The organism is Candidatus Polarisedimenticolia bacterium (assembly GCA_036001465.1).
GTDB lineage: Bacteria > Acidobacteriota > Polarisedimenticolia > Gp22-AA2 > Gp22-AA2 > Gp22-AA3.
Genome location: DASYUH010000031.1, coordinates 1 through 13110, shown reverse-complemented (window position 1 = coordinate 13110; position 13110 = coordinate 1). Strand labels below are relative to the sequence as shown.

Genomic DNA, 13110 nt, shown 5'->3' with positions numbered 1-13110 from the left:
TGGTGGTGAACATCGACAATGGCTTCGGAGCCGGATATGCCGCGTCAGTAATAAATAAATCAATGCTAAATAATTGAATGCAATTATTGTGCAGAGCAACCCTGCGGATGAGTAGGGCGACCACCCTCCGAAACGCTCCGGCAGGATTTTTCGCCTTTCTGGCCCCTGTTTCTTGACAACCCGGGGGGTGGTCCGTATATTACACATGCGTTGGTCTGTGGGATTTGGTAATCCATTGTCGGGCCAAGCACTTCCACGGTCCGTCAGACTAAACACAGCGGTTCTTTGGCAGGGTGTAGGGCTCGAAGTCCGGGTCCGAGGAGACCAGGCCCCGGACAAGGTGTCATTCGCTTTGAAGGATTTTTGCTCAAGGATCGAGAGGAGGGAGTCACTGAATGCCCCTCGTGAGGGTTCGCGAGGATGAGTCGCTGGAAAACGCTCTTCGCCGCTTCAAGCGGAAATGCGAGAAGTCGGGCGTGCTGTCCGAGCTGAAGAAAAGACAGCACTACCTCAAGCCGAGCCAGAAGAGGAAGATCAAGGCGCTGGCGGCGAGGAAGAAAGCGCTCAAGCGCCTGGCCCAGGAAAGGCGCTTCAGCGACTGACCGGAGGTCGCCACGAGAGTGGGAGGGAGAGACAGGACGGATGTCGTCGAAGCCGTTCGGGCGCAGGCCGACCTGCGCTCGATCGTTTCCGATTACCTCCCCCTCAAGAAGAGCGGCGCGAAGTACCGGGCGCTGTGCCCGTTTCACTCGGAGAAGAGCCCGTCCTTTTACGTGGACGCGGACAAGCAGTTGTTCTACTGCTTCGGGTGCGGCACCGGCGGGGACGTTTTCAAGTTCCTGATGCTCTATGAAAAACTGGAATTCCCCGAGGCGCTGAAGTCGCTGGCGGCCCGGTACGGCATCACCGTGCCTGCCTCCCGCGCCCCGGAAAACAGCGAGCGCCAGAAAGTCCTGGGGGCCAACCAGAGGGCGCTGGCCTGGTTCCGGGAACAGCTCGGGCGGCCGGGAGGGGAGACGGCGCGCAGGTACCTCGCGGGCCGCGGCGTCGACGCGGGGACGATCGATCGCTTCCAGATCGGCTACGCGCCGGACGGCTGGAGCGGCCTCAAAGGGCATCTGGCGTCGGCCGGCATCGCCGAGGGGCAGGCGGTCCTGGCCGGGCTGCTGGCGAAGAAGGAGGAAACCGGCCGGACGTACGACCGGTTCCGCGACCGGGTGATCTTCCCGATCGTCAACCTGGCGGACGAGTTGATCGGGTTCGGCGGCCGGGTGCTCGGGGAAGGGGAGCCGAAGTATTTGAACTCCCCCGAGTCGCCGGCGTTCAGCAAGGGGGAGAACCTTTACGGCATCGGGTTCGCCCGGGAGGGGATTCGCAAGGAAGGGTACGCCATCCTGGTCGAGGGATACATGGACGTCATCGCCCTCCACCAGGCCGGCGTGGTGCACGCCGTGGCGACGCTCGGGACCGGGTTCACCACCGGGCACGTCCGGCTGTTGAAGCGATTCACCGACCGCGTCGTGGTGAACTTCGATCCCGACGCGGCGGGACGGGCGGCGACAAGGCGCTCCCTCGAGGTCCTTCTCGAGAGCGGCTTCGAGGTGAGCGTGGTGTCGCTCCCCGCGAAGAAGGATCCGGACCTGTTCGTCAGGGAGCAGGGGGCGGAGAGGTACCGGGAGCGGCTCGGGGCGGCGGTGTCGTACATCGAGTTCCTGACACGGGACGTCGCGACGCGACAGGACCTGTCGGGGACGCGGGGAAAGGTGGCGGCGCTGAACGAGGTCCTGCCGTTCCTGGCGCGCCTGGACAATCCGGTCAGCCGGGCCGGGCACGTGGAGATGATAGGCAGCGTCCTGGGGATCGAGGACCGGCTGGTCCTGCAGGAGCTGAAGGAGGCGGTGCGCGGGCGCCGCAAGAGCCTGCCGGCCGGGCCGCTTCAGGCGGCCCGCGGATCGTGGATCGTGAGCGAGTCGGAGTCGCGCCTGCTGCGGGCCCTGATGGACGCCCACGACGTGAGGAGCGCGCTCCTCGCGGAGATTGAAGACGGAGACCTGGAAATCAGCCGGATCGCGGAGGTGGTGAAGGTCATCCGCGATCTGGTGGTCAAAAATGAGGACGTGACATATCCTCGGGTGGCGTCGCTGGTCAGCGACGAGGCCCGGGACATCATCACCAGGGCCGCGGCGTTGCCTCATCCCCCCGCGACCCTGGACGAGGGACGCGGGTGCGTGATGGCCCTGCGGGCGGCGCGGCTGGAGCGGCAGATGGGCGACATCCAGAAACGGCTCGAGTCGGGGGGGAAGGCGGCGGACGTGGACGATCTTCTCCGTCGCAAGGTCGAATTGAAGCGAAGAATCGAAGCGCTGCGTCAGGCATCGCCGTAGTCTTAAGGAGAACTCCCTTGGGTATCGAAGAGAAGTACGAAGAGGTACGGCAACTGATCAACCTCGGCCGGGAGAGGGGGTACCTCCTCTACGACGAGGTCAACGACGTGCTGCCCGAGGAGGTGCATTCTCCCGAGGACCTCGACGACATGTTCCTGCTGTTCGACTCTCTCGGCATCGAGATGGTCGACTCGGAGGAGAAGTACAAGGCCAAGCTCGAGGAGAAGGCGGCCGCCGCCGAGAAGGAGGAGGTCGAGGAGGCCAAGATCGACCTGTCTCCCGGGGCGCTCGAGAAGACCAACGATCCCGTCCGCATGTACCTGCGCGAGATGGGGACCGTCCCCCTGCTCACCCGGGAGGGGGAGGTCGAGATCGCCCGTCGCATCGAGCGCGGCGAGAAGAACGTGGTCAAGGCCCTGTCGCGCAGCAAGTACGCCATCGCCCAGCTTCTCGCGTTCGGCAACCGCATCCGCAACAAGGAGATCCGCGTCGAGGACCTGATCACGGTCGCCGACGACGACGAAGAGGGAGCCGCCGAGCGCAAGCGCAGGAAGCTCCTGGACGCCATGGCGCGCATCCAGCGCCTGAGCCGGAAGATCGAAGACCTCCAGAAGCACCTGGCCCGGCTGACCGAGGGCTCGCGCCGGTACCGCGAGATCCTGCACGACTTCGCGCGCGTGCGCGTGCAGCTCGGGCTCGTCATCCGCGACATGGGGATGACGACCGGCAAGGTGAAGGACCTGTCCCGGAAGTCGAAGGAGACGGCCGGCAAGCTGAAGGACCTGGAGGACGACATCCGCTCGTACCACCGGCGGCTGAAGCTGACCCGCGACCCGAAGGGGCGCCGCGATCTGCGCGAGAAGGTGCGCGCGGCCGAGGAGGAGATCTCCCGCATCGCCCGCGAGATGGATTCCACCCCCGACGAGATCAAGATGACCGCCGAGGGGATCCGCCTCGGCGAGGCGATGGCGGCCCGCGCCAAGAGCGAGCTGGTCGAGGCGAACCTCCGCCTCGTGGTGTCGATCGCCAAGAAGTACACCAACCGCGGCCTGCAGTTCCTCGACCTGATCCAGGAGGGGAACATCGGGCTCATGAAGGCGGTCGACAAGTTCGAGTACAAGCGCGGCTACAAGTTCTCGACCTACGCCACCTGGTGGATCCGCCAGGCGATCACCCGCGCCATCGCGGACCAGGCGCGGACGATCCGCATCCCCGTCCACATGATCGAGACGATCAACAAGCTGGTGCGGACGTCGCGCGCCCTGGTGCAGGAGATCGGCCGCGAGCCGACCCCCGAGGAGATCGCCAAGAAGATGGGGATCCCCGTGGCCAAGGTGCGCAAGGTCCTGAAGATCGCCCAGGAGCCGATCTCCCTCGAGACCCCCATAGGCGAGGAAGAAGACTCCCACCTCGGGGATTTCATCGAGGACCGCGCGGTGACGTCGCCGGTCGACGCGGTCATTCAGCTCAACTTGAAAGAGCAGACGCAGAAGGTCCTGAAGACCCTCTCTCCCCGCGAGGAGATGGTCCTCAAGATGCGCTTCGGCGTAGGCGACGGTAGCGAACACACCCTGGAAGAGGTCGGCCAGTCCTTCGCCGTGACGCGCGAGCGCATCCGCCAGATCGAGAGCAAGGCGCTGCGCAAGCTCCGCCACCCCTCGCGCAGCCAGCGCCTGCGGGCGTTCCTGGAGAGCACGGGCGGATAAGCGAAGCGAAGGGCGGCGGTCGTCCGGGACGCGCCGGCGGACCGTCAGTCAGCACGAGATCAGGGCGGGACAATCGTCCCGCCCTTTTTACTGCGCACGCGGGGAGACCTTCGTCGTCAAGAGACCGGCGGCGGAGCCGTTCACCCCCCGGAACGCCGATTCAACGGGCCGATCCGCCCCCCCGCCGAACGGGATGCAACCGGGAGCGGCGTTTGGGCGTACCTTCAACGACCGCGGTGGAGGGTCACAGACCCTCTCCGCGGCCGATGCTCGCAGGTTGTACAATACTCGGCGCAAACACCCTGCCGGGTCGAATGAGCGACCGGTCGGCCCCTGGAGGGGCTCCCGGTCGATGCAGACGGAGGCTTGTTCTGATGGCGAAGCGGATGGTCCTCATGCTCCTGGCCGTGGCGGTGTTCGTCGGGATCGTCGGATGGGTGAAGTTCCGGCCGCGTGGCGCCGGGGCCGGGGCCGCTGGATACCGGCCGCCCCCCGAGGCGGTCACCACGATCGTCGTCAAGCAGGAGGAATGGCAGGGGTCTCTCGGCGCCATCGGCACGGTGGCGGCCATCAATGGAGTGACCGTCAGCGCCGATCTCCCCGGCGTGGTCCGGCGGATCGCCTTCGAGTCGGGGGACCGCGTCGCCGCCGGCACCGTCCTCGTGGAGCTCGACACGAGCCAGGAGAAGGCGCAGCTCGCCGCGGCGGAGGCCCGGCTCGAGCTGGCCCGCCTGAACCTCGACCGGATCCGCGGCCTGCGCAAGGAAGGGATCAACTCCCAGACCGAGCTCGACACGTCCGAGGCCGAGCTGAAGCAGGCGAACGGGTATGTCGCCGAGGTCGCCGCCACGATCGAGCGCAAGACGATCCGGGCGCCGTTCGCGGGGGTGCTCGGCATCCGCCAGGCGAATCTCGGCCAGTACCTGGAGAGCGGCACCCCGATCGTGCCGCTGCAGTCGCTCGATCCGATCCACGTCAACTTCGACGTTCCGCAGCAGGAGATCGGCCGTCTGAAGGCCGGCGGCGAGGTGCGCGTCACGCTGGAAGGGGCGGCCGACACCGAGGTGGCGGGGCGGATCGCGGCGGTCGATTCGGTGATCGACGAGTCCACTCGGAACGTCAAGGCGCAGGCGGTCCTGCGTAATTCGAAGGGGGTTTTGCACCCCGGCATGTTCGTCACCGTCCAGGTGATCCTCGCCGCCCGGGAGCCGGTCGTCTCGGTCCCCGCGTCGGCGGTCAGCTACGCCCCCTACGGCGACTCGCTGTTCGTCGTCGAGGAGATGAAGGGGGAGGACGGGCAGGCCTACAAGGGGGTCAGCCAGAAGTTCGTCAAGCTGGGGGGCGCGCGGGGGGACCAAGTGGCGGTCCTCTCAGGACTCGAGCCGGGGGCCGAGGTGGTGACCTCGGGAGTCTTCAAGCTGCGCAACAAGGCGGCGGTCGAGGTGAACAACACCGTCCAGCCGCCGAACAATCCGGCCCCCAGTCCACAGGACAACTGATGAAGCTCACCGACCTGTTCATCAAGCGGCCGGTCCTGGCGATCGTGGTCAACCTGATCATCCTGATCGCCGGTCTGCAGTCGATCCGCACCCTGGCGGTGCGCCAGTACCCGCGCAGCGACATCGCGGTGATCAACGTCACGACGGCCTACGTCGGCGCCAGCGCCTCCCTGGTGCGCGGCTTCATCACGACGCCCCTCGAGCGGGTCATCGCCAGCGCCGACGGCATCGACTACCTCGAGTCGTCCAGCGCGCAGGGGGTCAGCACCATCACCGTGCACCTGAAGCTGAACTACGACACCAACGCCGCGCTGACCCAGATCCAGGCGAAGGTGGCGCAGGTCCGCAACACCCTGCCGCCCGAGGCGGAGGCGCCGATCATCGACCTGCAGACCGCCGACGCCCAGATCGCGGCCATGTACCTCGGCTTCGCCTCCGATATGCTCGATCAGAACCAGATCACCGACTACCTGACCCGGGTCGTGCAGCCGAAGCTCAGCGCCATCAGCGGCGTGCAGCGGGCAGACATCCTCGGCGACCGCACCTTCGCCATGCGGGTCTGGCTGAAGCCCGACAGGATGGCGGCGCTGGGGATCGCGCCATCCGAAGTGCGCGACGTCCTGGCGAAGAACAACTACCTGTCGGCCCTCGGCCGGACCAAGGGCTCGATGGTGTCGGTGAACCTGATCGCCAACACCGATCTCAAGACGGCCGCGGAGTTCAGCCAGATCGTCGTGAAGGAGGAGAAGGGGGTCGTCGTCCGGCTGGGGGAGATCGCCGACGTCGTGCTGGGTGCGGAGAACTACGACACCGACGTGCGCTTCGGCGGCCAGACCGCCACGTTCATGGGGGTGTGGGTCCTGCCGACCTCGAACTCGCTGGACGTGGTCAAGCGCGTGCGCGCGGCGTTCCCGGAGATCCAGGCGCAGGTGCCGGCCGGGATGAAGGCGGCCATCTGCTACGACTCCACCGTCTACATCGAGAACGCCATCGACGAGGTCCTCAAGACCCTGAGCGAGACGCTGCTCATCGTCATCATCGTGATCTTCCTGTTCCTCGGGTCGTTCCGCGCCGTCCTCATCCCGGTCATCGCCATCCCGATTTCGCTCGTCGGCGCCGTCTTCCTGATGCTCGTCGCCGGCTTCTCGGTCAACCTCCTGACCCTCCTGGCGATCGTCCTGTCGGTCGGCCTGGTGGTCGACGACGCCATCGTCATGGTGGAGAACGTCGAGCGGCACCTGCGATCCGGCCAGCGGCCGCTGAACGCCGCCCTGCACGCCGCCCGCGAGCTGGTCGGCCCGATCATCGCCATGACCATCACCCTCGCGGCGGTCTACACCCCGGTCGGAATCCAGGGGGGGCTCACCGGGACGCTGTTCCGGGAGTTCGCCTTCACTCTCGCGGGGGCCGTCCTGATCTCCGGCATCGTGGCGCTGACGCTGTCGCCGATGATGGGCTCGAAGCTCCTGCACCAGGGGGACACCGAGCGCGGCTTCGCCGGCGTCGTCAACCGCCGCTTCGAGTCCCTGCGCGCCCTCTACACGCGGCTCCTGTCGCGCACCCTGGAGTATCGGCCGGTCGTCCTGGTCCTGTGGGTGATCGTCGTGCTGCTCATGGCGCCGCTCTACATGTTCTCGCAGCAGGAGCTCGCCCCGGTGGAGGACCAGGGGTTCGTGTTCGCCATCATCCAGGGGGCCGCCAACGCGACCCTCGAGCAGACGATGCTGTTCGCCACCAAGGTCAGCGAAGTCTTCGGGTCGTTCCCGGAGAGCGACATCACCTTCCAGATCACCAACCCCGGCGGGGGGTTCGGCGGCATGGTCCTCAAGCCCTGGAGCCAGAGGAAGAAGTCGGCCCCCCAGCTGCAGATGGAGGCGGCCGCCCAGCTGGCCAAGATCCCCGGCGTGCGCATGATCCCCCTGAACCCGCCGCCGCTGCCCGGGAGCCAGGGGTTCCCCGTCGAGTTCGTGGTCGGATCGACCGGCGAGCCGGCGCAGATCGCCGAGCTGGCCGGCCAGCTGGTCGGGAAGGCCTATGCCAGCGGCATGTTCATGTACGCCGACACCGACGTGAAGTTCGACCAGCCGCAGGCGGAGGTGGTGTTCAACCGTGACCAGATGCGCTCGCAGGGGGTCGACATGAGCCAGGCGGGGGCCGACCTGTCGACGCTTCTGGGCGGGAACTACGTCAACCGCTTCAGCATCCAGGGGCGCAGCTACAAGGTCATACCGATGATCAAGCGGGCCGACCGCCTGACCCCCGATCAGCTGAAGGACATCTACATCACCGGCCCCCAGGGGCGCCTGGTGCCACTGTCGACCTTCGCCACGCTCAAGACCTCGACCGAGCCACGCGAGCTGAAGCGCTTCCAGCAGCTCAACGCCGTGCGCATCCAGGGGGCCCTCGCACCGGGCGCGACGCTCGACAAGGCGCTGCGCTTCCTCGAGGACGAATCGAAGACGCTGCTGCCGGCGGGTTACAGCGTCGACTACGCCGGGGAGTCGCGGCAGCTGCGCACCGAGGGGAGGAAGTTCCTCGGTGTCTTCGTCCTGTCGGCGATCCTGATCTACCTGGTCCTGGCGGCCCAGTTCGAGAGCTTCCGCGATCCGTTCATCATCCTGGCCGGCTCGGTGCCGCTGGCGCTGTCCGGGGCGCTGCTGTTCTCGTTTCTCGGGTTGACGACCCTGAACATCTACAGCCAGGTCGGCCTGATCACCCTGGTCGGGCTGATCTCGAAGAACGGCATCCTGATCGTGGAGTTCGCCAACAAGCTGCAGGAGCGAGGCAGGATGCCGCTTCAGGCGGTGATCGAGGCGGCCAGCACCCGGCTGCGCCCGGTCCTGATGACGACCGCGGCGACCGTGGTCGGCCACCTGCCGCTGGTCTTCGCGCGGGGCCCCGGCGCCGGAGCGCGCAACAGCATCGGCATCATGCTGGTCACCGGCATGATCATCGGGACCGCCTTCACCCTGTTCGTCGTCCCGTCCATCTACGTGCTGGTGGCCCGCCGGCACGCCCACGCCCCCTCGCTGGACGAGGAAGATTCCGAGCGGGAGCCCCGTCTCGAGGCGGCCGCGATCTAGGAGCGCATCCAGGCGATGCAGCGCTCGAGCTCCAGGCGCATCGCCCCGGCGGACGGCGCGCGCCACCACCATCCGTGACCCGGAAGGACCCACTCGAAGCGGAACTCGAGGAGGCGCTCCATCGAGCGGATCTGCTCGGTCCAGGAATACCAGCAGGCGTCCCGGAAGGCGACCAGTCCCGCGCGCGCCGGCGACCAGGCGAGGTGATCGCCGGTGAACAGGATGGCGTCGCGGTAGAGCAGGACCGTGTGGCCGCGGGTGTGGCCCGGCACCGGGATCGCCACGAGGTCGTCGGCCAGGCGCACCGGATCGCCCCCCTGAAGCTTCGTCTCGACGCCGCGCGTCTCCGCGGTCACGTCGTCGGCGTGCAGGATGCGCTCGCAGCCGAACCGCCGGCGGAGCACCGCGTGATCCGCGACGTCGTCGCGATGCGTCAGGAACAGGGTGCGGGCTCCACCCATCGCCTCGAGGCGCTTCATCAGGGGGGCCGCGGCGCGGGGGGAGTCGACGATCACGTTTCCCTGCGGGCGCCGGACGAGATAGCTCCAGGCCCCGAACGACCGTTCCGAGGTGAAGCCGAGAAAGAAGATGTCCTCGGCGACCGGCTCGGGAAAGGAGGCGATGGCCGGCGAGACGTCGGCGCGCGGCGTCGTGCCGATCGAGGCGGTCGGGCAGGAGACGAGCGCCATGAGGGCGCGCAGCCGCTCCGCGGGGCTTCGCGGCTGGCGGGCGACGAACGAATGATCGTCCGCGGGGGCGAACAGGCCGGGCGCCACGCGGGTGCAGGTGTCGCAGTCGATGCAGGATCGATCGACGTAGAACTCGCCGGCGGCGTTGTCCGGCAGCCTGTCCGCGGGCCTGGCCATGTCGATCGAGCCGCGCTGGAGCCGACGCGCTCCTAGGGGCGCGGGGCCTCCCGGGGGACGATGTCGAGCTCCAGCCGGTCCGCGCCGCGCAGGATCGTCATCCGCGAGCGCGCCCCGACACGCGCGTCGGTCAGGATCCGGTGCAGGTCGTCGACCCCCGTGACCGGCAGGTCTTCGTAGGCCACGATGAGGTCCCCCTCGAGGAGACCGGCCGTCCGGGCCGGGCTTCCGGGCTCGACCGCGGAGACCAGGACGGCGCTCTCGTTCGGCAGGGCGTGGAAGCGCACCAGGCGGCGATGGAGCGGCACGTCCTGCCCGGCCACGCCGATGAAGGCGCGCCGTATCGCTCCGTCCTTGATCAGCCTGCCGGCGACGAACTTCACCGTGTCGATGGCGATGGCGAAGCAGATCCCCTGCGCCGGAAGGATGACCGCGGTGTTGACGCCGATCACCTCGCCGGCCGAATTGAGCAGCGGCCCGCCCGAGTTCCCCGGGTTCAAAGGCGCGTCGGTCTGGATGACGTTGTCGATCAGCCGGCCGGAACCGGCGCGCAACGACCGGCCCAGCGCGCTCACGACCCCGGCCGTCACGGTGCACTGGAAGCCGAGCGGATTGCCGATGGCGACGACCAGCTGCCCCGGTCGCAGGGAGCGCGACTCGCCGAGACGGGCGGCGTGCAGGCCGGGAGCATGGACGCGAACGACCGCCAGGTCGGTGTTCGGGTCGTCCCCCACGATCTGGGCGGCCAGGCGCCGGCCGTCGTTGAGCGTGACGGCTACGCGCGCCGCCCCGCTCACCACGTGGCTGTTCGTCAGGATGAAGCCGTCGGGGGTGAAGATGAACCCCGACCCGGTGCCGGCGCGCACCTCGCGCTCCTCCGCGGGCGCCCCGCGCTCCCGGGCAGCGCTGCCCCCCGCGCGGCCCATCCGCGCCTTTTTGTAGACGTCGATGTTGACGACCGCCGGGCCGATCTCCTCCACGACCCGGACGACCGTGCGCGAGTACTCGTCGAGAAGGGCCGCATCGTCCGGGCGGGTGACCCGGGCGGATTCGTCCCCGGAACGGGCTCCCTCCGCGGGATGCGCGGATCCGTCCTCGGATACCAGGGAAAGTCGTCGAGGCATCGCTGTCCCCCGTGCGTGTATTCCAAGGTATCACGGCGCCGGGCGCGCGGCGAGTGGCGCGCCGGGCGCAACACGGGGGCGCGTTCCATCAGAGGACGGGAATCGATCCCTCCCGGAGATCCGCGATCTGGTCCTCGCTGAGGGCGCGCCCGTAGAGGCGCACCTCGTCCAGGTCGCCGCGCAGGTTGGACGAGGCCACCGCCGGATAGCGCGCGAACACCACGCCGGCCGGCGTCGTGGCGGGCCCTGCCGTCCCGGTCCAGGCGCGCGCGGCCTTCTCGACGCCGTCCACGTAAAGCCGTCCGCCCCGCGCGTCCACCACGAACGCCACGTGGTGCCACGCGCCGTCGGCGAACCCGGGGACCCTCAACCCGCACTCGCCGCCGTCCCAGACGAAGTTCGCCGCGTCCCTGAAGTACCAGGCGCACAGGCTGCCGCCACTCACGAAGATCTGGTAACCGTTGAAGGACGAGGGAAGGTACTTGTTGATCAATCCGTGCAGGCCAGCCGAGTCCGTCCTGATCCAGGCCGCCAACGTGAGCGGCAACGGGTCGAGTACGGAGGCTTGGGGAACCTCGACGGAATCGTTCAGGCCGTCGAAGGAAAGGGCCGCCCCGACCGCGCCGGCGATCCGGGCCGGGTCTCCGAGGATCGTGCCGTTGAATCCAAGGCCTGACGAGTCGTCCGCCGACTCGCCCCCCGGCTCCGAGAAGGACCACGAGCCGAGCAGGCCGACGTTGGGATTGTAGAGCGCCATCACCTCGTCGGCGCCGAGCGCCCGGTCGTAGATGCGCACGTCGTCCAGTGCGCCCGGAAGAAAGGGCGCGGCGGTTCCGGGGTAGCGTCCGAGGCTGAGGCTCGCGGTCGTGGTGGCGGGCCCGGCCGCGCCGGTCCAGGCGCGCGCCGCCCTCTGTTCCCCGTCCACGAACAGACGCCCCCCCGACGGGTCCACGACGAACGCCACGTGGTGCCACCGGCCGTCGGAATATCCCGGTGTCGCCAGGGTGCAGCTCGTCCCGTCCCAGACGAAGTCCGAGGCGTCCCGGAAGTACCAGGCGCAGAGAGTGCCGCGGTTCAGGAAGATCTGATAGCCGTTGAGAGAGCCGGGCAGGTACTTGTTGACCACGCCGTGCAGGCCGGTCGCGCCGGTCTTGAGCCACGCCGCGACCGTGACCGGGTAGGGGTCGAGCGCGTCGGCATGCGGCACGTCGACGTAATCGTCCGCGCCGTCGAACGCAAGGCCCGGGCCGATCGGGCCTGAGGTCCGGGCGGGCCCGGCCACGAGGGTGCCGTCGAACCCGTTGCCCGAGGAGTCGGCAGCCACCGTACCGGCGGGCTCGGAGAACTGCCAGGAGGCCACGGGCCGCCCCTTGTGCTTTCCGGGAGACAAAGCGGCCGGGGTCGTGAAGGAGAAATCTGGCGAGACGGCCAGGTTCCCGGCGGCGTCGCGCGACTTCACGCGATAGTGATACAGGGTGCTCGGGACGAGGCCCCCCAGGCTCTGGGAATGGTTCGTCAGGAGCGATCCGTTCAGGGAGGTGGAGGAGCCGTAGGCGCTCGTCGAGCCGTATTCGACCTGCGTGTCAGCCGGCTCGTTGGTCGTCCAGGTGATGGTCGCCCCCGTGTCGGACAGGCTGGAGGCGGCCACCGCGGAGAGGATCGGAGGCGTGGTGTCGAGGCCCATCAGGCCGGCGATCTCGCTCGCGCTCAGGGCGCGGTTGTAGACCCGGACCTCGTCGATGGCGCCCGGGAGGTACGGAGTGGCGATGGAGGGGTAGCGACCGAGGGCGAGCTCCGCCGTCGTGGTGGAGGGGCCGGCCGTCCCGGTCCAGGCGCGCGCCGCCTTCTGGGCGCCGTCCACGTACAGTCGGGCGCCGGCGGCGTCGACCACCAGCGCCACGTGGTGCCACTGGCCGTCGTTGAACCCCGGGGTCGCCAGGGTGCAGCTGGTGCCGTCCCAGACGTAGTTCGCCGCGTCCCTGAAGTACCAGGCGCAGAGGCTGCCGCCGTTCAGGAAGATCTGGTAGCCATTCAGGGAGCCGGGGACGTACTTGTTGACCACTCCGTGCAGTCCCGTGGCGGTGGTCCTGAGCCAGGCGGCGACCGTGATGGGATACGGGTCGAGGGCGGGAGCGTGGGGAATCGCCACGTAGTCGTCCGCGCCATCGAGCGACAGCCCCGGCCCGATCCGGCCTGCGATCCATGTCGGGCCGCCGGCGAGGGCGCCGTTGAAGCTGTTGCCGGAGGCGTCGGAGGCCAGCGTCCCGCTCCCTTCGGACAGGGGCCAGGCGCCGACCGGTTCGGAGTCGGAGGGGGGCGGCGGCGCGGCCGGTGTCAGGAAGGTGAAGTCTCCCGACACGGCCAGGTTGCCGGCGGCGTCCCTGGACTTCACGCGGTAGTGGTAGGTGACGGCCGGAGAGAGACCCGAGAGCGGCGCCGTGTGGGCGA

At 68.4% G+C, this 13110-nt stretch carries 8 protein-coding genes; 5 read left to right on the top strand and 3 right to left on the bottom strand.

Annotated features, from left to right (window positions below):
• Window positions 1-395 precede the first annotated feature (395 nt).
• The 5 genes from rpsU (at window position 396) to VGV60_05825 (ending at window position 8672) form a co-directional block, all read left to right on the top strand.
• Complete coding sequence (gene rpsU / locus VGV60_05845; GenBank protein ID HEV8700776.1) at window positions 396-602, top strand: 30S ribosomal protein S21; 207 nt, start codon at window positions 396-398, stop codon at window positions 600-602.
• 18 nt (window positions 603-620) lie between these two features.
• Complete coding sequence (gene dnaG, locus VGV60_05840) at window positions 621-2384, top strand: DNA primase (protein ID HEV8700775.1); 1764 nt, start codon at window positions 621-623, stop codon at window positions 2382-2384.
• 17 nt (window positions 2385-2401) lie between these two features.
• Window positions 2402-4090: an RNA polymerase sigma factor RpoD gene (rpoD, locus tag VGV60_05835; GenBank protein HEV8700774.1), complete on the top strand. Its 1689-nt coding sequence runs from the start codon at window positions 2402-2404 to the stop codon at window positions 4088-4090.
• Between the two features lie 374 nt (window positions 4091-4464).
• A complete protein-coding gene (locus tag VGV60_05830) occupies window positions 4465-5589 on the top strand; it encodes an efflux RND transporter periplasmic adaptor subunit (protein HEV8700773.1) in 1125 nt (374 codons plus the stop codon).
• Window positions 5589-8672 carry an efflux RND transporter permease subunit gene (locus VGV60_05825; protein ID HEV8700772.1) on the top strand — a complete coding sequence of 1028 codons (3084 nt, stop codon included), beginning with the start codon at window positions 5589-5591 and terminating at the stop codon, window positions 8670-8672. Before VGV60_05830 ends, VGV60_05825 begins: the two co-directional genes overlap by 1 nt.
• Here VGV60_05825 and VGV60_05820 read toward each other — a convergent pair.
• The 3 genes from VGV60_05820 to VGV60_05810 all read right to left on the bottom strand — a co-directional run.
• Window positions 8669-9538: an MBL fold metallo-hydrolase gene (locus VGV60_05820; protein ID HEV8700771.1), complete on the bottom strand. Its 870-nt coding sequence runs from the start codon at window positions 9536-9538 to the stop codon at window positions 8669-8671. The two genes, VGV60_05825 and VGV60_05820, sit on opposite strands and share 4 nt — an antisense overlap.
• Window positions 9539-9570: 32 nt before the next feature.
• Entirely contained in the window at window positions 9571-10662 is a 1092-nt protein-coding gene (locus VGV60_05815) for a trypsin-like peptidase domain-containing protein (GenBank protein HEV8700770.1), read from the bottom strand.
• 88 nt (window positions 10663-10750) lie between these two features.
• The coding region (locus VGV60_05810) for a LamG-like jellyroll fold domain-containing protein (protein HEV8700769.1) at window positions 10751-13110 on the bottom strand (2360 nt) is incomplete at its 5' end.